This window comes from Pseudocitrobacter sp. 2023LY-00077, assembly GCF_055796175.1.
This window is the reverse complement of sequence record NZ_JBSPEI010000007.1, coordinates 172,562-191,174: the sequence shown is the minus strand read 5'-3', so window position 1 is coordinate 191,174 and position 18,613 is coordinate 172,562. Positions and strand designations below refer to the sequence as shown.

General features: G+C 54.1%; 20 protein-coding genes. 5 read left to right on the top strand and 15 right to left on the bottom strand.

Features of this window, described 5'->3' with window-relative positions:
- Positions 1-148: 148 nt before the first annotated feature.
- From sdhB to sdhC, 4 genes are read right to left on the bottom strand one after another with little or no spacing between them, the layout of a single operon-like run.
- Positions 149-865 carry a succinate dehydrogenase iron-sulfur subunit SdhB gene (gene sdhB, locus ACWWFX_RS11375; RefSeq protein WP_015965316.1) on the bottom strand — a complete coding sequence of 239 codons (717 nt, stop codon included), beginning with the start codon at positions 863-865 and terminating at the stop codon, positions 149-151.
- Positions 866-880: 15 nt separating this feature from the next.
- Positions 881-2,647, bottom strand: coding sequence for a succinate dehydrogenase flavoprotein subunit (sdhA, locus tag ACWWFX_RS11370; protein WP_276218346.1), 1,767 nt, complete (start codon positions 2,645-2,647; stop codon positions 881-883).
- Entirely contained in the window at positions 2,647-2,994 is a 348-nt protein-coding gene (gene sdhD, locus ACWWFX_RS11365) for a succinate dehydrogenase membrane anchor subunit (protein WP_015965318.1), read from the bottom strand. The genes sdhA and sdhD overlap by 1 nt, the downstream gene beginning before the upstream one ends.
- The gene (gene sdhC, locus ACWWFX_RS11360; RefSeq protein ID WP_015965319.1) at positions 2,988-3,392 is read right to left on the bottom strand and encodes a succinate dehydrogenase cytochrome b556 subunit; all 405 of its coding nucleotides are present in this window, start codon (positions 3,390-3,392) and stop codon (positions 2,988-2,990) included. The genes sdhD and sdhC overlap by 7 nt, the downstream gene beginning before the upstream one ends.
- A 326-nt stretch (positions 3,393-3,718) precedes the next feature.
- On the opposite strand from sdhC, the gene ACWWFX_RS11355 reads away from it, so the two are divergent.
- The 4 genes from ACWWFX_RS11355 to ACWWFX_RS11340 all read left to right on the top strand — a co-directional run bounded on the left by ACWWFX_RS11355 (position 3,719) and on the right by ACWWFX_RS11340 (position 7,568).
- Positions 3,719-3,826: a hypothetical protein gene (locus ACWWFX_RS11355; RefSeq protein WP_442961864.1), complete on the top strand. Its 108-nt coding sequence runs from the start codon at positions 3,719-3,721 to the stop codon at positions 3,824-3,826.
- A gap of 204 nt (positions 3,827-4,030) precedes the next feature.
- Complete coding sequence (locus tag ACWWFX_RS11350; protein ID WP_276218350.1) at positions 4,031-5,314, top strand: citrate synthase; 1,284 nt, start codon at positions 4,031-4,033, stop codon at positions 5,312-5,314.
- Positions 5,315-5,526: 212 nt separating this feature from the next.
- Positions 5,527-7,293, top strand: coding sequence for a type VI secretion system tube protein TssD (tssD, locus tag ACWWFX_RS11345; protein WP_473223829.1), 1,767 nt, complete (start codon positions 5,527-5,529; stop codon positions 7,291-7,293).
- On the top strand, positions 7,293-7,568 hold the full coding sequence (locus ACWWFX_RS11340; RefSeq protein ID WP_113857491.1) for a bacteriocin immunity protein: 276 nt from the start codon (positions 7,293-7,295) through the stop codon (positions 7,566-7,568). Before tssD ends, ACWWFX_RS11340 begins: the two co-directional genes overlap by 1 nt.
- Before the next feature lie 57 nt (positions 7,569-7,625).
- On the opposite strand, the gene nei is transcribed toward ACWWFX_RS11340, so the two are convergent.
- From nei to ACWWFX_RS11300, 8 genes are read right to left on the bottom strand one after another with little or no spacing between them, the layout of a single operon-like run.
- Positions 7,626-8,417 carry an endonuclease VIII gene (gene nei, locus ACWWFX_RS11335; RefSeq protein ID WP_473223828.1) on the bottom strand — a complete coding sequence of 264 codons (792 nt, stop codon included), beginning with the start codon at positions 8,415-8,417 and terminating at the stop codon, positions 7,626-7,628.
- A 14-nt stretch (positions 8,418-8,431) separates the two neighbouring features.
- A complete protein-coding gene (gene pcp, locus ACWWFX_RS11330; RefSeq protein WP_473223827.1) occupies positions 8,432-9,076 on the bottom strand; it encodes a pyroglutamyl-peptidase I in 645 nt (214 codons plus the stop codon).
- Positions 9,077-9,085: 9 nt separating this feature from the next.
- Entirely contained in the window at positions 9,086-10,081 is a 996-nt protein-coding gene (locus ACWWFX_RS11325) for a DUF979 domain-containing protein (RefSeq protein ID WP_473223826.1), read from the bottom strand.
- Positions 10,081-10,803 (bottom strand): DUF969 domain-containing protein, encoded by a 723-nt coding sequence (locus tag ACWWFX_RS11320; protein ID WP_473223825.1) that lies wholly within the window; start codon positions 10,801-10,803, stop codon positions 10,081-10,083. The genes ACWWFX_RS11325 and ACWWFX_RS11320 overlap by 1 nt, the downstream gene beginning before the upstream one ends.
- A 54-nt stretch (positions 10,804-10,857) precedes the next feature.
- Positions 10,858-11,592 (bottom strand): 5-oxoprolinase subunit PxpA, encoded by a 735-nt coding sequence (pxpA, locus tag ACWWFX_RS11315; RefSeq protein WP_473223824.1) that lies wholly within the window; start codon positions 11,590-11,592, stop codon positions 10,858-10,860.
- Positions 11,582-12,514 carry a 5-oxoprolinase subunit PxpC gene (gene pxpC / locus ACWWFX_RS11310; RefSeq protein ID WP_456147421.1) on the bottom strand — a complete coding sequence of 311 codons (933 nt, stop codon included), beginning with the start codon at positions 12,512-12,514 and terminating at the stop codon, positions 11,582-11,584. Before pxpC ends, pxpA begins: the two co-directional genes overlap by 11 nt.
- Positions 12,508-13,164 (bottom strand): 5-oxoprolinase subunit PxpB, encoded by a 657-nt coding sequence (gene pxpB, locus ACWWFX_RS11305; protein WP_456147420.1) that lies wholly within the window; start codon positions 13,162-13,164, stop codon positions 12,508-12,510. The genes pxpC and pxpB overlap by 7 nt, the downstream gene beginning before the upstream one ends.
- 16 nt (positions 13,165-13,180) lie before the next feature.
- Positions 13,181-13,924 (bottom strand): type 2 GTP cyclohydrolase I, encoded by a 744-nt coding sequence (locus ACWWFX_RS11300; protein ID WP_473223858.1) that lies wholly within the window; start codon positions 13,922-13,924, stop codon positions 13,181-13,183.
- Between the two features lie 279 nt (positions 13,925-14,203).
- Between ACWWFX_RS11300 and dtpD the strand changes: the two genes are divergently transcribed.
- The gene (gene dtpD / locus ACWWFX_RS11295; protein WP_473223823.1) at positions 14,204-15,679 is read left to right on the top strand and encodes a dipeptide permease DtpD; all 1,476 of its coding nucleotides are present in this window, start codon (positions 14,204-14,206) and stop codon (positions 15,677-15,679) included.
- A gap of 3 nt (positions 15,680-15,682) precedes the next feature.
- On the opposite strand, the gene phrB is transcribed toward dtpD, so the two are convergent.
- From phrB to ACWWFX_RS11280, 3 genes are all read right to left on the bottom strand, one after another.
- Positions 15,683-17,101, bottom strand: coding sequence for a deoxyribodipyrimidine photo-lyase (gene phrB, locus ACWWFX_RS11290; RefSeq protein ID WP_473223822.1), 1,419 nt, complete (start codon positions 17,099-17,101; stop codon positions 15,683-15,685).
- A gap of 12 nt (positions 17,102-17,113) precedes the next feature.
- Positions 17,114-18,070: a YbgA family protein gene (locus ACWWFX_RS11285; protein ID WP_473223821.1), complete on the bottom strand. Its 957-nt coding sequence runs from the start codon at positions 18,068-18,070 to the stop codon at positions 17,114-17,116.
- A gap of 109 nt (positions 18,071-18,179) precedes the next feature.
- A complete protein-coding gene (locus ACWWFX_RS11280; RefSeq protein WP_149464416.1) occupies positions 18,180-18,386 on the bottom strand; it encodes a YbfA family protein in 207 nt (68 codons plus the stop codon).
- Positions 18,387-18,613: the final 227 nt, after the last annotated feature.

The window sequence follows — 18,613 nt, the reverse complement described above, 5'->3', positions numbered from 1 at the left end:
AGTGGCTCGCGAAGGAACCTTTAAAAACTGTCGAACATAATCAGGGGCAGTTTTTAGAGGTTTCCTGCATATCTTTGTTACGCCTGATGGCGCTGCGCTTATCAGGCCTACGGGTACTCACTTGTAGGCCGGATAAGGGCGTTATTACTTACGCACTGCGCTGCAACAACATTGACTTAATATGACCAATCGCACGCGTCGGGTTCAGCCCCTTCGGACATACACTGACGCAGTTCATGATGCTATGGCAGCGGAATACGCTGAAAGCGTCACTCAGGCCATCAAGGCGGCTGTCGGTTTCGGTATCACGGCTGTCAATCAGGAAGCGGTACGCCGCCAACAGACCTGCCGGGCCGATAAACTTATCCGGGTTCCACCAGAACGATGGGCAGGACGTCGAGCAACATGCACACAGGATACACTCGTACAACCCATCGAGTTTTTCACGCTGCTCTGGCCCCTGGAGGTGCTCGCGAGCAGGAGGATTTTGCCCATTATTCAACAAGTAAGGCTTAATCTTCTCATATTGTGCATAGAATTGCCCCATGTCTACCACCAAATCACGAATGACTGGTAAACCTGGCAGCGGACGGATAACAATCTTCTGTTTGCCATTGCCCAGCGCCGAAATTGGCGTGATGCAGGCCAGACCGTTTTTGCCGTTCATGTTCAGGCCATCGGAACCACAAACCCCTTCACGGCAGGAGCGGCGGAACGACAGACTTGGGTCTTTCTCTTTCAGCTGGATGAGCGCATCCAGCAGCATCATGTCGCGCCCTTCTTCGCCTTCCAGGGTGTATTCCTGCATGCGCGGAGCGTCATCGACATCCGGGTTATAACGATAAATTGAAAATTCGAGTTTCATTGACCTGTCTCCGCATTAATAAGTACGAATCTTCGGCGGGAACGCCGGACGCAGTTTTGGTTCCATATTGACGCTACGACGCGTCATGGACTCAGACTCTGGCAGATACAGGGAATGGCACAGCCAGTTTGCGTCGTCACGATCCGGATAGTCGAAGCGGCTATGCGCGCCACGGCTCTCGGTACGGAAGTTCGCGGAAACAGCAGTCGCGTAAGCGGTTTCCATCAGGTTATCCAGCTCCAGGCACTCAACACGCTGGGTGTTAAATTCGCTGGAAGTGTCGTCCAGACGGGCGTTTTTCAGACGCTCACGAATCACTTTCAGTTGCTCAAGACCTTTCGCCATCGCATCACCTTCACGGAATACCGAGAAGTTATGCTGCATGCATTCCTGAAGCGCTTTACGAATTTCAACCGGATCTTCACCGTCACGGTTGCCATTCCAGCGATTCAGACGTTCCAGGGAAGCGTCAATCTCTTCTTCAGTGGCATCGCGCAGTGCGCCCTGCTCGGCAATAGACTCTTGCAGATGCAGGCCAGCCGCACGTCCAAATACTACCAGGTCCAGCAGCGAGTTGCCGCCCAGACGGTTAGCGCCGTGTACGGATACGCAGGCAATTTCACCCACCGCGAACAGCCCAGGGATCACCACATCTTCCCCCTGCTCGTTCACGGTCAGCGCCTGGCCGGTCACTTTGGTCGGAATACCGCCCATCATGTAGTGACAGGTTGGGATTACCGGAATCGGCTCTTTAACCGGGTCGACGTGGGCGAAGGTGCGAGAAAGCTCAAGGATGCCCGGCAGACGGGATTCCAGGACTTCTTTACCCAGGTGGTCAAGTTTCAGTTTCGCGTGCGGGCCCCACGGACCGTCGCAGCCACGACCTTCACGGATTTCGATCATGATGGAACGCGCCACCACGTCACGACCCGCCAGGTCTTTCGCATTCGGCGCATAACGCTCCATGAAGCGCTCGCCGTGTTTGTTCAGCAGGTAACCACCTTCACCACGGCAACCTTCTGTCACCAGCACGCCCGCACCGGCGATACCGGTTGGGTGGAACTGCCACATTTCCATATCCTGCACCGGAACACCGGCACGCAGGGCCATACCGACGCCGTCACCGGTGTTGATATGCGCGTTAGTGGTGGACTGATAGATACGGCCTGCGCCGCCGGTCGCCAGCACGGTGGCATTGGCTTTGAAGTAGACAACTTCACCGGTTTCGATACACAGCGCGGTACACCCGACTACTGCGCCATCGGCGTTTTTCACCAGATCCAGCGCGTACCACTCAGAGAAAATCGTGGTGTGGTTTTTCAGGTTCTGCTGATAAAGCGTGTGCAGCAGTGCGTGACCGGTACGGTCAGCCGCTGCCGCAGTACGTGCCGCCTGCTCGCCGCCGAAGTTTTTCGACTGGCCGCCAAACGGACGCTGATAAATTTTGCCATCGTCCAGACGGGAAAACGGCAGGCCCATATGTTCCAGCTCCAGAATCGCTTCCGGGCCGGTTTTACACATATACTCGATCGCGTCCTGGTCACCAATGTAGTCCGACCCTTTTACGGTGTCGTACATGTGCCATTCCCAGTTATCTTCATGGGTGTTACCCAGCGCTACGGTGATACCACCCTGCGCGGAAACGGTATGCGAACGGGTTGGGAAAACTTTAGAGAGCAGCGCACAGGTCTGGCCGCTCTGGGAAATTTGCAGTGCCGCACGCATACCCGCGCCACCGGCACCAATTACAACAGCATCAAATTCTCTTACTGGCAGTTTCATTACACACCCCACACCACAACAAATCCATAAATGACGTAAACCACCAGCGCAACAACGATTGCCAGTTGCAGCACCATGCGCAGTGCCAGCGGTTTAACGTAGTCGGTCAGCACCTGCCACATGCCAATCCAGGCATGAATCAGGATAGAAAACAGGGCCAACAAGGTGAACACTTTGGTGAACGCAGAGGAGAAGAAACCACTCCAGACTTCCCAGGTGAGGTCGCCGCTCGTCGCGAAAAAACCAACCATGTAGATGATGTACAGAGTCAGGACGATGGCGGTGGCACGTACCAGGATGAAGTCATGTACGCCGTTGCGTCCTAATGCTGAGGCGTTGCTTACCATACGAGGACTCCTGCAAGAATTGAAAGCACGACAGTAATAACAAAAGAAATTTTGGCGGAGCGCTTACCTGCTTCGAGGGTTTCTTCCAGATAGCCAAAATCCATCAGCAGATGGCGAATCCCCACGATGGCGTGATAAGCCAACGCCGTCAGGATGCCCCACATAATGAATTTAACGAAGAAGCTGCCCATAATGGATGACGCATAAAGGAAGCCTTCCGGAGAGGAGAGACTGGTGCCCAGCAGCCAAAGCAGAATACCGACAGCCACAAACGTTATGACTCCGGAGACGCGATGGAGAATGGACGCTATCGCCGTGATTGGGAACCGGATCGTTTGTAGGTCCAGGTTGACAGGTCTTTGTTTTTTCACATTTCTTATCATGAATAACGCCCACATGCTGTTCTTATTGTTTCCTTTCCTCCGGTCTGCTTGCGGGTCAGACAGCGTCCTTATCTATAACTTTGCGTCATATAAAAATCTGCTTCCAGATGCTAAATCGACGCGTTACAACGCTGGGTGGCTCGGGATTGCAGGGTGTTCCGGAGACCTGGCGGCAGTATAGGCTGTTCACAAAATCATTACAATTAACCTACATATAGTTTGTCGGGTTTTATGCTGAACAGTGATCAGCGTCACGATTACAACAATATTTTAAAAATTAATCACGTGATTTGACAAATATTAAACATTATTGTTACAACTATCACCTGAAAAAGCATATAATGCCCAAAAGTTATGGGGTCACTCTTTCACCTGATAATAAGTTATGTAACAGTGTGCTGCTATTGACCAAAGTTATCAGGAAAGTTATTAGTGATAGACAGGTTTGAATATTCGGACTGCTAATACCCTGATTTGCTGTTGTTTCACTGTAGATTAGACGCATACCGTCAAGCGCCATTTGCTCTGTACCCTGGTTCCACCTCTGCAGCAGAGCCTTGAGCCAAATAACAAAGTGGTAACGTCGAAATATCTTTTGAATGCAAACCAGGTAGCCGGCAGTCTTAAGCAATAAGGCGCTAAGGAGACCGTAAATGGCTGATACAAAGGCAAAAATCACCCTCGGTGGTGACACTGCTATCGAACTGGATGTGCTAAAAGGCACGCTCGGTGAGGATGTTATTGATATCCGTAGTCTTGGTTCAAAGGGCATTTTTACTTTTGACCCTGGTTTCACCTCTACCGCATCCTGCGAATCCAAAATCACATTTATTGATGGTGATGAAGGCATCCTGCTGCACCGCGGTTTTCCGATTGACCAGTTAGCCACTGAATCTAACTACCTCGAAGTTTGCTACATCCTGCTGCACGGTGAGAAACCGACGCAGGCAGAGTATGACGAATTCAAAACCACCGTGACTCGCCACACCATGATCCACGAGCAGATCACCCGTCTGTTCCACGCGTTCCGCCGCGATTCTCACCCGATGGCGGTAATGTGCGGGATCACCGGCGCGTTAGCGGCGTTCTACCACGACTCGCTGGACGTGAATAACCCGCGTCATCGCGATATCGCCGCATTCCGTCTGCTGTCCAAAATGCCGACCATGGCGGCGATGTGTTACAAATATTCCATCGGCCAGCCGTTCGTTTACCCGCGCAACGACCTCTCCTACGCGGGCAACTTCCTGAACATGATGTTCTCCACACCGTGCGAACCGTACGAAGTGAACCCGATTCTGGAACGCGCAATGGACCGTATTCTGATCCTGCACGCTGACCACGAACAGAACGCCTCTACCTCTACCGTGCGTACCGCAGGCTCCTCCGGCGCGAACCCGTTCGCCTGTATCGCAGCCGGTATTGCTTCCTTGTGGGGGCCGGCACACGGCGGCGCCAACGAAGCGGCGCTGAAGATGCTGGAAGAGATCAGCTCTGTTGAACACATTCCGGAATTCGTGCGCCGTGCGAAAGATAAGAATGATTCTTTCCGCCTGATGGGCTTCGGTCACCGTGTTTATAAAAACTATGACCCGCGCGCCACCGTGATGCGTGAAACCTGCCATGAAGTGCTGAAAGAGCTGGGTACCAAAGATGACCTGCTGGAAGTGGCGATGGAGCTGGAACACATCGCGCTGAACGACCCGTACTTCATCGAGAAGAAACTCTACCCGAACGTAGACTTCTACTCCGGTATCATCCTGAAAGCGATGGGCATTCCGTCTTCCATGTTTACCGTTATCTTCGCGATGGCGCGTACCGTAGGCTGGATTGCGCACTGGAATGAAATGCACAGCGAAGGCATGAAAATCGCCCGTCCTCGTCAGCTGTACACCGGCTACGAAAAACGCGATTTTAAGTCTGACCTGAAACATTAATGCACCAGGCTGCCGGGAAACCGGCAGCTTCCTCCCCTCTTTAAATTATTTTTCTTTTCAATATTTCTTTGTGTATTTATTTATCATTTCTATTTTTTCTTCTAAATAACCATCTTAATTAACACCCTCCGCACGAATTGCTTATCATTGACTTGAGCTTTCTTTTTGTTCAGCATCTAATTACACACTTTAAAAATAAAGATGCTAATGGAATGAGCAATATTATTTACCTGAGAATTACAGGTGAGCAGCAGGGAAACATTTCCGCTGATTGCGGGAGTGAGGCGTCAATCGGTAACCGCTGGCAACAGAATCATACGGACGAAATTTTCGCATTTTCACTTCGACACGATGTAACCAATACCGGTAGAGGATGTCATTTTCAAGCACTGGAATTCACAAAAACTATCGATAAAAGCAGTCCACTACTCAGTAATGCCATCAATAACAATGAACGATTATTTATCGAAATTGATTTTTATCGCATAAACCGCACCGGCCACTGGGAGCGCTATTATTATATTCAATTGAGGAATGCTTCCGTATCAAAAATTGATACAGACATTAATATCAAGCGTCTTCCTTACGAACATATTTCTGTTATTTATGACTACATTCTCTGTAAGCATCTTATTACTAATACTGAATATAGCTACTTAAATATACCGGCTGAATATAACAACCTATTTTTTCCCCAACCTAAAACCTCCGTCCTTAAAGTCCCGCTCAACAATGATGAGATTAAAACCCCACCTCCCGCCCCTGAAAAAGTTACACCGGTATACGCAAAATCCTGTCTGAAAGAAACGGGATGCACGGATGCGGGAGATGCTGAGGAGCCCGCAGAACATTTCGGCGAAATGGCGATATTTGCCCGGACTGACGTCGATGATTGCTGCGGATATGCTCATAAGCCAGACAGCAAACACTCTACACCCCCCGCTGAAGCGTCTTCCTTAGCATCAGTGTTGCCAGTGGCAATGAGCAGGGTATGGGGCTCAGAGTCGTTGGGAGGCCTTCTGGGTGCCGCCGAAAGCGTGCCATGGATAGGCGCGCTGGCATCAGCACTTTATATTCCTGCGGCGGGAGAAGGAAGCGCGCGTGTCCCAGGGCGCGATGAGTACTGGTACGACGATATTCTCCGGCAAAAGGCCGCCGTAGGCGGCACAACCACCACTCGCGTGCGTTTTTTCTGGCGAAACGATATTCACGGTAATCCTCAAGTCTACGGAGTACATACGGGTGAAGGTACGCCCTATGAAAATGTGCGCGTTGCTAATATGGTGTGGAACGCAACAACGGGTCGCTACGAATTTACCCCCGCAAACGGCGTAGATGGCCCGCTAATCACCTGGACGCCCGAACATCCCGAAAATGGCAATGCGCCAGCCCACACCGGAAATAATGTTCCCACGCTTGATCAACCGACCATACTGGTTACGCCTATCCCTGACGGGAAAGACGACTACACGACACCACCTTATCCGGTTCCGGACGTCACTGATTTTAATGATTACATTCTGGTCTTTCCCGCCGGTTCGGGAATTAAACCCATTTATGTTTATCTTAAAACAGCCAGAGATGAACCCGGTGTTGCCACAGGAAATGGGCAGGTCATTCCCGATAATGTACGCTGGCTTGAGGCGGCAAGCTCCGGAATCGGCGCACCGATACCTGCACAGGTGGCGGATAAGTTGAGGGGAAGGGAGTTCAGGGATTTTGATCACTTCAGGGGGGAGTTGTGGAGGGCTGTTTCTGAATGTCCTGAACTTCTGGGGCAGTTCAATAAATCTAACCAGAGGGTATTGAAAAAAGATGGTTCTCCATTTGTTGTCGAAGAACAAGCTGTAGGTGGGCGTAAGGTATTCGAAATACATCACATTGTACAAATACGGCAAGATGGACCTGTTTACAACATGGATAACTTGAGGATTAATACTCCTCGAAATCATATTCGCATTCATAAAGAGAATAAATAATGTTCAAAGAACGGTTAGAATATTACACAGAACAAGAAATGTTAGATTATCTTAATGAATTTTTTGATGATTCTCGTGAATTAAAAGGAAAAGCGTTAAATGATCACTTAAGTAAGCTTGTGCACCACTTAATCAAAATAACCCATCATCCTGAAGGTAGTAATCTTATATTCTACCCCCCCGATGACAGAGAAGATTCTCCTGAGGGTGTTTTAGAAGAAATCAAACGCTGGCGTAAATCCCAAGGACTCCCGTTGTTTAAAGACAGCGAGTAAATATGCCCACAGTGCAGGGCCGGATGATGAAGAAAACCATCATCCGGCAAAATCACCCTACTTCTGGCAATGCGGGCACCAGTAAAACGGCCTCGACGACATCGTCGTCTTCTCAATCACTCCCCCACACCGCTCGCACGCTTCGCCATCACGATGAAAGACTTTAAAGCGGAACAGCGCGCCGTGATGTTTATTCTCATCCACCCGCCCCCGCGTGTTGTAAGACAACCGCGGGATCGCCAGCAACGCCTGCGCCAGCGCATCAAGCTGTACATCAGTAAGCAGCGAGGCTTTACGCTGAGGGGCGAGCTGCGTCTGCCAGAGAATTTCAACGCGCAGGTAATTCCCTAATCCGGCGAGAAACGCCTGGTCCAGTAACAATCCGGAAAACTGACGATTGCGAAAACGTGGCGATAACAAACGCGCTTTAACATCGGCTTCCGTCAGCTTAAGGTCGAGCACATCCGGCCCAACGCGCTGTAAAAACGGATGCGTGGTCAGTTGCTCGGGCGTTAACATCTCGATGTCCGAGGCGCTGTAAAGCAGGATCGCTTTATCCGCCGTTTGCAGCTTCACACGCAAAACGCGCGTGGTTTGCGGCACGGAATTCACGTTCACCACTCGCCATACACCGTAGAGCTGATTATGGCTGTAGAGCGTCAGTCCGTTTGAGAAGTGGGTGAGAAGCGCCTTACCGCGCGTTTCGATATGGGTAATGCGCTGCCCCACCAGCTGAGATTCATAAGGTTTCAGTTGTTCGAAGGCAAACCACACCTCAGTGAGTGGTTTGCCTTTAACAGCTGCCTCCAGGCTATCCGCCGCGCGGCGGATCTCCGGGCCTTCAGGCATAATGTCATCCTTTGTTAATGCGTTGCACCGCCGGTAACCTGAATATCGTTTTCCACCTGCAAGGCAGTGGCAATCGCCAGCTCCAGGCCCTGACGTACGGTTTCTGCCGCCATGCTCGACGCACCAGGATGCGCCGCCGCCTGCTGCGGCAAATACGGAATATGGATAAAACCGCCCTTCGCTTCCGGTATACCGCTCAGTTTATGCAGCAGACCATACATCACGTGATTACACACGAAGGTACCCGCCGTTTGTGACACTGACGCGGGAATCCCCGCATCACGCAGCGCACTCACGATGGCTTTGATCGGCAGCGAACTAAACCACGCCGCCGGGCCACTCGCCACAATCGGCGTATCGACCGGCTGATTGCCCCGATTGTCCGGAATGCGGGCGTCATCGACGTTAATCGCCACGCGTTCAACGCTGATATCCGTGCGCCCCCCGGCCTGCCCGACGCTCAGGACAAGCGTTGGCGAGAGCGAATCGATGGCCGCGTTCAGTTCAATCAGCGCTTCGCCAAAGACGCACGGCAGCTGACGCGCCACGACGCGGCACCCGCCGATGATAGCATTATCAAGACGCGAAACGACTTCCCATGAAGGGTTAACCGCTTCGCCATCAAACGGCTCGAACCCGGTGATTAACACTGTGCGCATTTTCACTCCTTACAGGAACATCAGGAAATAGAGCAGGAAAACGTTAACCAGCAGCAATAGCACGCCCGTCGGCACCTGCGCTTTGATCACCGCGTTTTTATCCGGCAGTTCCAGCAATGCTGCCGGAACGATATTGAAGTTCGCCGCCATCGGCGTCATCAGCGTACCGCAGTAGCCTGAGAACATACCAATCGCCGCCATCACCGCCGGGTTGCCGCCGTGCTGCAACACCAGGATCGGAATGCCTATCCCCGCCGTGATAATCGGGAAGGCCGCAAAGGCGTTGCCCATCACCATCGTTAACAAGGCCATGCCAATGGTATAGACCGCCACGGCAATGAATCGGCTGTCGACCGCAAGATAGGTTTTGGTCAACCAGGAAATCCCTTCGCCCACGCCTGCGGCGGTAAACAGCAGGCCGAGGGTCGCCAGGATCTGCGGCAGAATAAACGCCCAGCCGATGGAGTCCAGCAGGCGACGGGCTTCCTGAATCGGTTGATGCACACGCTCGTGGGTCATTTTAATTGCCATTGCCAGACCAATCAGCGTGCCGACGGTCATCGAGAAAAGCGTGACCAGCGTGGAGTGATTGCCTTCGCCAAACAGCGAGGTCTGTAAGCCCGGCACGTTGTTAAACAGCAGCACGCCAATAACCGTCACCACCGGAATCGCCAGCGCCGGATAGAAAAGACGATTCCCCAGACGGCTGGCGCTCTCTTCACGCTGTTTCTGCGTGCGCTGAGAATAGCTCCCCAAACGTACGCCGCCGAAACCGGCAATCAGCGCCATCAGCACCACCGCCGCGCCAACCGCGATATGCACCGTACGCTTCTCGCCAACCAGTTCATAAGCCCAGTCGCCGAGTAAAAACAGCAGGCCGTAGACGCCCCAGAAAAGGCCCGTGGTCAGACGACGCGGGTTGGCTTTGTCGCCCCAGGACATCAGCGCTACAATCAGCAGCACGATCCCCGCCAGCCAGTAGAGGTAACTTTGTTGAAAATGCATTATGCGTCTCCCCTGGCGGCGGCAGCATGGGCTTTCGCCACTTCGCGATGCAGGTAATTATCCAGCCGCCACATCCGTGCGCCGTGGATCAGGAACGCGCACAGTGCGGTAGGAATACCCCACAGGGCGATGTGCAGCGGTTCAGTCTGAATACCGCCAGACTCCAGCATAAAGTTATGCATGAAGATCACCGCACCGAAGGCCACGAAGATATCTTCGCCAAAGAACAGCCCGACGTTATCGGTCGCCGCCGACATCGCGCGCAGGCGATAACGTACCGCGCCAGGCAGTTCGCCGTGCGTCTTCTCCGCCGCGCCTTCCGCCATCGGCGCCAGCAATGGGCGCACCATTTGCGGATGCCCGCCGAGGCTGGTCAGCCCCAGCGCCGCTGTGGCTTCACGCACGAAGAGATAAACCACCAGCAAGCGTCCCGCCGTGGCGCTGTGGATTTTGGCAATCCACGCCTGGGCGCGCTCTTTCAGGCCGTGGCGTTCCAGCAGGCCGATAACCGCCAGCGGCACCAGCAGAATAAACGGCAGGTTACGTGTGTTGAGAAAGCCCTCGCCGAGCTTTTCGAGGATAGTCAGCAGCGGCATATGCGCCGCCAGACCGGTGACGATACCGGCGGCAATCACCACCAGTACCGGGTTAAAACGCAATAAGAATCCAGCCACAATGACGGCGATACCCATCAGCGGCCAGAGAGATACCATCTCTCCCATTATATCCACCCTGCCTATGTTATGTTGTTGTAAACGTTCTAGTTATATATGCGCTTAAGCGCTAATTTTTATACTGCGCTCATCAAAAGCGCGACGCAAGCGGCGGGCAAAAAGAAGTGCGTGTTCCCCGTCACCGTGCAGACATACCGTTTGTGCCGTTACCGGCGTCCAGACGTCGTTAATGCTTTTCACCCGTCCTGATTCCACCATCTCCAGCGTTTGCGCCAGCGCCTGCTCTTCATCGCTGATGAGTGCGCCCGGCTGGCTGCGCGGCACCAGGCTGCCATCGTCCTGATAACCCCGGTCGGCAAACACTTCCTGGCGCGTGACCAGCCCGTAATGTTCGCCTGCCCGAATCAATTCGCTACCCGCCAGGCCCACTAAAATCAGCGATGACGAGCAGTCATGCACCGCGCGGGCAATGGCATCCGCCAGTTGTGGATCTTTGGCCGCCTGGTTATAGAGCATGCCGTGCGGTTTCACGTGGCGCAGGGTGCCGCCCTGCGCACGGGTGATGGCATCCAGCGCGCCAATTTGATACAGCGTCTGGGCGTAGACTGTTTCCGGCGGCAACTGCATTGCCGTACGGCCAAAGTTTTCGCGGTCAGGGAAGCTGGGATGTGCGCCAATCGCGACGCCGTTTTTCAGCGCTTCACGCACGCTTTCAACCATGGTTTGCGCATCGCCCGCGTGGAAGCCGCAGGCGATATTGGCGGAAGAGACCAGTTGTAACAGGGCGGCATCGCTGCCGCAGCCTTCACCTAAATCGGCATTTAAATCAATGAGCATCGTTCAGTCGCCATGCCAGTTGTTCCAGATAACGCTGCTGATCGTGGCGCGCTTTTAGCGCCTCTTCCAGCGTACTGGGAACGAAGTGGATCGGTTGCCCGAGGGGAATTTGCGCCAGCTGATACATATCGGCTTCGATAATGCAGGCAATGCGCGGATAGCCGCCGGTGGTTTGCGCGTCGTTCATCAGCACAATCGGCTGGCCGTTATGCGGCACCTGCACCACACCCGGCAGCAGGCCGTGCGAATACATTTCGCGATCGGTCTGGCGCATCAGTGGTTGCCCTTGCAGGCGATAACCCATGCGGTTGCTTTGCGGGCTCAGCTGCCACGGTGAACGCCAGAATGCTTCCTGGGACGCCTTATCGAATTCGTGATATTCCGGCCCCGGCAACGCACGGATGCGGTTGCTGTGCTGCAACTGTTTCACGCCCTGCGGCCCGTCGAACTGGCGCAATGCTTCACCCAGCGGCAGCGTATCGCCATCCTGCAATCGCCGCCCTTCCAGGCCACCAACGCCCACTTTCAGGTCGGTACTGCGCGACCCCAGCACCAGCGGAACATCAATGCCGCCCGCTACCGCAAGATAGCTACGAATACCGTGAACGGGGCGTTTGAGGACTAGCTGCTGCCCGGCTTTTGCCCACTGTCGCCAGCCGCTCCAGACCGGTTTATCATCCAGCTGCGCATCGCAGCCTGCGCCGGTTAAGGCAAACCAGCCGTCGCGGGTAAATTCAACGCTGACCTGCCCAAGGGTGATTTCCAGTGCAGCAGCGTTGGCGTCATTGCCCACCAGCAGGTTAGCGGTGATCAACGCGGGTTTATCCAGCGCGCCGCAGCGGCTGATCCCCGACTGCCTCAGCCCTTCTCGCCCGCTGTCCTGTACCGAGGTATAAAGCCCGGCGCGAATGAGTTTTAGCATACGCCCTCCTTTTGCGGCACAAAGCGCAAGGTATCGCCGGGGCGTAACAGCACCGGATCGTCTTTCTGTGGATCAAACAACGGCTGCGAAGTGAGGCCAATCAACTGCCAGCCACCCGGCGTCGCGAGCGGGTAGATCCCGGTTTGCGCGCCGCCGATCCCAACCGATCCCGCTGGAACCAACAAACGCGGTTCGGCACGACGCGGCATGGCGAGTTGTTCCGGCAGGCCGCCAAGGTACGGGAAGCCCGGCTGGAAGCCGAGGAACCACACCACGTAATCCACCGATGAGTGCAGTTCAACGACCTGTTTTGGCGTTAGACCGCTATGCTGCGCAACCTCATTGAGATCGGGCCCCTGCTCACCGCCGTAAATCACCGGAATTTCGATATAGCGGGATTCCGGCTCCAGCGCGTCACTCTCCTCCCACCAGCGCTGTAAACGCTCAATGGCATCAAGGGCCAGCTCCTGCGGATTACGCAAAATCACCGTAATGTTATTCATGCCCGGAATGGCTTCCACCACTTCCGGTTGCTCAGCCAGACGCTGAGTTAATCGCCAGATTCTTTTCTGGCTCGTCAGGGTGACCGGCGGCTCGAGTTCGAGCACCACAGCCGTTTCCCCTAATAGATAACAACGCGCTCGCTGCACTCTTTACCCTCTTTAATCAGGCCGGGTTAGGGATGTCGACAAAGGTCACATCCAGATCGGTCGTTTCATTCAGCCATTCGCTTAATGCGCGAATGCCGCCTCGTTCAGTGGCGTGATGCCCCGCCGCATAAAAATGCAGCCCCTGTTCACGGGCGGAGTGGATGGTTTGTTCGGACACTTCGCCGGTGATAAACGCATCCACCCCAAAACGGGCGGCGCTATCAATAAAGCCCTGTCCGCCGCCGGTGCACCACGCCACGCGGCTGACTTTATCCGGCCCGGTATCGCCGCTCCACAGCGGTTTACGCCCCAGGCGCGCTTCAATCCACGAAGCCAGTTCAAGCCCAGAAACCGGCATGGAGAGCTCGCCCCACGGTACCAGCGGCTCAATTTCGCCCATCACGTTGATGCCCAGCAACTGCGCCAGCTGCACGTTGTTACCCAGCTCCGGGTGCGCGTCCAGCGGTAAATGCCAGCCAAAAAGGTTGATGTCATTGCTGAGCAACGCTTTCAGGCGGTTGCGCTTCATGCCGCGAATCACCGGCGATTCGCCTTTCCAGAAGTAGCCATGGTGGACGATAACCGCGTCAGCCTGCTGGCGAACCGCTTCGTCAATCAGCGCCTGGCTGGCGGTCACCCCGGTGACAATTTTTTGAATCTCTTCGCGACCTTCGACCTGTAAGCCATTTGGCGCATAGTCGCTGAAGGCGGCGCTGCCGAGTTTGTCGTTAATCATTTGTTCCAGCTCGGTATTTTTCATCATCGCTCCCTTGTGCGCGAATGTCGTATCACAGACTAAAATAGCGTCCTCTGCGCCTGACGTCGATAACCCATTCTTTGTAGTCGAAATCGTGCGTCAAACTTGCCCTTTTCAACATTTAATCACACAAATTACTTTTCTTTACCTGAACGATATCCTGTATATTTATGCAAACAGACAGCATATTACATAAATATTTTGAGCTGCTTCGCAAAAATACATTACGAAAACAAATCTATCCGGCGCTGAGATGCCCGATAGAACCGAGGTTAGAGCACTATGAACACGTCACAGCCGCGAGCGATTTACTACGTTGTCGCCCTGCAAATTTGGGAATACTTCAGTTTTTACGGCATGCGCGCGCTGCTGATTCTGTATCTCACCAACCAGCTTAAGTACGATGATAACCACGCCTATGCGCTGTTCAGCGCGTACTGTTCGCTGGTCTATGTAACGCCTATCCTCGGCGGTTTTCTGGCCGATAAGCTATTAGGAAACCGTATGGCCGTGATGATCGGCGCATTCCTGATGGTGGTCGGGCATCTGGTACTGGGTGCCAGTGAGATAGCCCCGGTGTTCCTCTATTTGTCGCTGGCAATTATTGTCTGCGGCTATGGATTGTTTAAATCCAACGTCAGTTGCCTGCTCGGTGAACTTTATCACCCGGAAGATCCGCGCCGTGACGGCGGTTTCTCGCTGCTTTACGCCGCCGGGAATATCGGCTCCATCGTCGCACCAATTGCCTGCGGCTATGTGCAGCAGGAGTATAGCTGGGCGATGGGTTTCGCGCTGGCAGCCATCGGTATGCTGGCCGGGCTGGTGATTTTCCTTAGCGGCAACCGCCACTTCAGCCACACTGCGGGTGTAAATAAAGCGGCGCTGCACGCGAAAAAATGGGGTCTGCCTAACTGGGCCTGGCTGCTGGTGCTGCTGGTTGCCACGCCGTTACTGATCACCGTTCTGTTCTGGAAAGAGTGGTCGGTGTATGCGCTGATTGTCGCGACGATAATTGGCCTGTGTGTGCTGGCTAAGATTTACACCAAAGCGGAAAACAGCAAACAGCGTAAAGAGCTGGGGCTGATTGTGGTGCTGACTTTCTTCAGCATGCTGTTCTGGGCCTTCGCGCAGCAGGGCGGCAGTTCCATTAGCCTGTACATCGACCGTTTCGTGAATCGCGATATCTTCGGTTATGAGGTCCCTACCGCCATGTTCCAGTCGGTGAACGGCTTTGCAGTGATGCTGTGCGGCGTGGTGCTGGCGTGGCTGATTAAAGAAGGCGTGAGCGGTAACCGTACCGTGCGTATCTGGGGCAAATTCGCCCTGGGTTTAGGGCTGATGAGCGCAGGCTTCTGCATTCTGACTCTCAGCGCACGCTGGTCGGCGGCCTACGGTCACTCCTCTATGCCACTGATGGTGCTGGGGATGGCAGTGATGGGCTTTGCCGAACTGTTTATCGACCCGGTCGCCATGTCGCAAATTACGCGTATTGAAATTCCCGGCGTAACCGGCGTCCTGACCGGGATCTACATGCTGCTGTCCGGGGCGATTGCCAACTATCTGGCGGGCGTGATTGCCGACCAGACCTCGCAAAGCGCCTTCGATGCGGCGGGCGCGGTGAACTACGCTATCGACGCCTACATCGGCGTCTTTAGCGAGATAACCTGGGGCGCGCTGGCCTGCGTAGGTGCCGTGCTGGTGATTTGGCTCTATCAGGCGCTGAAATTCCGCGCCCGTCGTGTGGCGGTGCAAGCGTAATCTTTACCCTTTCCGCGCCGCCTCATAGGCGGCAAGGGTTTCACTCCGCGCCTGTTTGTGATCGACAATCGGGCGCGGATACGCAAGGGTAACGCCCTCTTTATCCGCCCATTTCCAGGGTTCATGAATCGATTTTTGCGGAACCTCCGCCAACTCACTCACCCACTGGCGGATAAACTCACCCGCCTTGTCAAACCGCTCTCCCTGCGTCGTCGGGTTGAAAATTCGGAAGTACGGCGCGGCGTCGGTGCCCGTCGATGCCGCCCACTGCCAGCCACCGTTGTTCGCCGCCAGGTCGCCATCTATCAACTGCGACATAAAGTAGCGCTCGCCTTCGCGCCAGTCGATAAGCAGATCTTTCACCAGAAAACTGGCGGCGATCATCCGCAGGCGGTTATGCATCCAGCCCGTGGCGTTAAGCTGTCTCATCGCCGCATCGACAATCGGATAGCCCGTTTGCCCTTCCTGCCAGGCTTTCAGATGCTCAGGCGAGATGCGCCATTTCACCCGTTCCGTCCAGCCGATAAACGGCCGGTGTTTACACAGCGCCGGGTTATAGGTCATCAGATGACGATAAAACTCACGCCAGATTAGCTCATTTAGCCAGACGCTTCCCGGCCCGTCATCCAGCGTTTTTGGCTGTTCAGTCAGCAGACGATGCAGACACTGACGCGGGGAGATAGCCCCGATAGCCAGTGCCGCAGACAAACGACTGGTACCCTCAATCGCCGGGAAATCGCGCTGAGACACGTACTCGCCCGCGCCCTGCTGGCAAAACTGCCGTAGCTGGTGAATGGCGCTTTTTTCATCGGCGGCAAAAAGAGACGCCTCAAAATCCTGCTGCGGATAGCTGAATTTGAAGGGCGCACTCGTCACGTTGTGCGCCGCGTTTTTTCGCTTGGCGGGGGCCGCGACACACTCAGGCATGCCATCATTCAGGCGCGTCAGCCACGCTTTTTTAAACGGCGTAAACACTTTGTACATCTCGTGATTGCCGGTCATCACCGCGCCCGGCGGCAGGATCACGCTGTCATCAAATCCCTGACAGCGCACCCCGTCCAGCGCTTTTTCTACCGCCGCATCGCGCTGACGTTCGTTCACTTCGTATTGATAGTTGTAGAAAAGAGAGCTCACCTCATGCTCATCGCAAAAGGTTTTTAACGCCTCTACGCTGGCAGCGAAGTCATCGACTTCCACAAACGCCAACGGAATACCCTTTTCTTCCAGCGACCCGCGCAGCGCGGTGAGGTGAGCATGAATATACGCCGCCTGTCTGGGCGACATCGCATGTTTTTGCCACTGCTTTGGTGTGGCGATGTACAGCGCTATTACCGTCGCATCGGCAGAGCGACAGGCAGCAGATAGCGCAAGATTGTCATTCAGGCGTAAATCGTGGCGAAACCACATCAGATGGGTGGGCATAGCGCTCCTGCATTAAGATCCATAACGTAAACGAAGGGCCTCCGGCCAGGGGTCGAAATAGCGTTGTGTGGCAAGATAAGTATCGGGAAATTCCGCCATATAGTGTTTGAGCAGGGTAACGGGCGCAAGCAGCGGCTGCGTGGCCAGACGGTAGCCCTCAATCAGGGTTGAAAGCTCCTGGCGCTGGCGACTGTTAAGCTGTTTACGGAAATAGCCCTGCACGTGCATCAGCACATTGGTGTGATTACGCCGGGTGGCCGGAATAGAAAGCAGGCTCATCAGCCGCTGGCGATAAGCAATAAACCACGCGTCCAGCGATTCCCATTCATGTAACGTGGCGACAAAACGCCCCAGTTCGCGGTAATCGGGCTGTGAATGGGCCAACAGTGAGAGTTTGTAGCGGCTGTGATACGCAATCAGTTTGCCGCGCGTGAGGCCATCTTCGCGCAGGCTGTTCAATTCATGAAGCGCGTAAATACGCTCAACGAAGTTTTCGCGCAGCACCGGATCGTGCAGCCGTCCGTCTTCCTCCACGGGAAGCCACGGAAAGCGCGCCATCAACGCTTCGGTGTAAATACCGCGCCCGGCTTTACGATTGTTTTTGCCGTCCGCCTCATAAATGCGCACCCGCTCCATACCGCAACTGGGTGATTTTGCGCAGACGATATAGCCGCACAGCGTCTCAAAGGTGGCGATCCGCTGCGCGCTAAACTCGCGCATGGCCTGGGTTAAATCCCCTTCCCGAGCATCGCTAAAACGCAGCGCAACCTCGTCTTCCGCCACCTTCACCAGCCGTAGCGCCGGGCGCGGCACGGGTAAGCCAATCGCCATCTCCGGGCAAACCGGCTCGAAACGCACCCACGGCGATAACTCTTCCACCGCAAAGGGTAAACGCTTATGGCCACCGTCAAAACGGACGGGCTCGCCTAACAGACAGGCGCTGATGCCAACGGGGATTTTCTTTTGCATACTGACTCCTTACTTCCTCTCTGTAAGTGTAGCCAGCAGGCATAAAAAAAACCGCCGTCAAATGACGGCGGTTCTCGTTGAAAAGTCTGATTTACAGGCTGTGCAGCGCTTAGTAGAAGTCGCTCGCTGCTTTTTCGGCCTGATCCATCCACACCGGCTTATCGCTGGTTTTCGACCAGACGCGATGCAGATAGCTGTAAAAACGTGCGCGATCTTTCCAGAACAGCATGATCGGCAGGGCAATGACGCCAGCCGCCACGGCGAAAGTACGACGCAAAATGACAATATGTGCTGGATACTCTTTATACAGTTCCATAATTCTCTCCCCTATAGTTGGCTGGCAATAAACGCCATAAAAATGAATCTCAGTAATCTGGCTAAAATAATACCGCTTTGGCTGTAATTTTACTACTCATCCGACCACTTATTTTTGGTTATTTAAGTTTAATTTACATTCACCCCGTAACTAAGTTACAAAAAAGTTAAATTAATACTAACCATGAGTTAAATCATGGTCTTTGCCATTTTTATACTTTTTTTACA

Coding starts and splice junctions, on each gene's coding strand:
- sdhB (WP_015965316.1), bottom strand. CDS start 865: ATGAAACTCGAATTTTCAATTTATCGTTATAACCCGGATGTCGATGAC.
- sdhA (WP_276218346.1), bottom strand. CDS start 2,647: ATGAAACTGCCAGTAAGAGAATTTGATGCTGTTGTAATTGGTGCCGGT.
- sdhD (WP_015965318.1), bottom strand. CDS start 2,994: ATGGTAAGCAACGCCTCAGCATTAGGACGCAACGGCGTACATGACTTC.
- sdhC (WP_015965319.1), bottom strand. CDS start 3,392: ATGTGGGCGTTATTCATGATAAGAAATGTGAAAAAACAAAGACCTGTC.
- ACWWFX_RS11355 (WP_442961864.1), top strand. CDS start 3,719: ATGCCCAAAAGTTATGGGGTCACTCTTTCACCTGATAATAAGTTATGT.
- ACWWFX_RS11350 (WP_276218350.1), top strand. CDS start 4,031: ATGGCTGATACAAAGGCAAAAATCACCCTCGGTGGTGACACTGCTATC.
- tssD (WP_473223829.1), top strand. CDS start 5,527: ATGAGCAATATTATTTACCTGAGAATTACAGGTGAGCAGCAGGGAAAC.
- ACWWFX_RS11340 (WP_113857491.1), top strand. CDS start 7,293: ATGTTCAAAGAACGGTTAGAATATTACACAGAACAAGAAATGTTAGAT.
- nei (WP_473223828.1), bottom strand. CDS start 8,417: ATGCCTGAAGGCCCGGAGATCCGCCGCGCGGCGGATAGCCTGGAGGCA.
- pcp (WP_473223827.1), bottom strand. CDS start 9,076: ATGCGCACAGTGTTAATCACCGGGTTCGAGCCGTTTGATGGCGAAGCG.
- ACWWFX_RS11325 (WP_473223826.1), bottom strand. CDS start 10,081: ATGCATTTTCAACAAAGTTACCTCTACTGGCTGGCGGGGATCGTGCTG.
- ACWWFX_RS11320 (WP_473223825.1), bottom strand. CDS start 10,803: ATGGGAGAGATGGTATCTCTCTGGCCGCTGATGGGTATCGCCGTCATT.
- pxpA (WP_473223824.1), bottom strand. CDS start 11,592: ATGCTCATTGATTTAAATGCCGATTTAGGTGAAGGCTGCGGCAGCGAT.
- pxpC (WP_456147421.1), bottom strand. CDS start 12,514: ATGCTAAAACTCATTCGCGCCGGGCTTTATACCTCGGTACAGGACAGC.
- ACWWFX_RS11300 (WP_473223858.1), bottom strand. CDS start 13,924: ATGAAAAATACCGAGCTGGAACAAATGATTAACGACAAACTCGGCAGC.
- dtpD (WP_473223823.1), top strand. CDS start 14,204: ATGAACACGTCACAGCCGCGAGCGATTTACTACGTTGTCGCCCTGCAA.
- phrB (WP_473223822.1), bottom strand. CDS start 17,101: ATGCCCACCCATCTGATGTGGTTTCGCCACGATTTACGCCTGAATGAC.
- ACWWFX_RS11285 (WP_473223821.1), bottom strand. CDS start 18,070: ATGCAAAAGAAAATCCCCGTTGGCATCAGCGCCTGTCTGTTAGGCGAG.
- ACWWFX_RS11280 (WP_149464416.1), bottom strand. CDS start 18,386: ATGGAACTGTATAAAGAGTATCCAGCACATATTGTCATTTTGCGTCGT.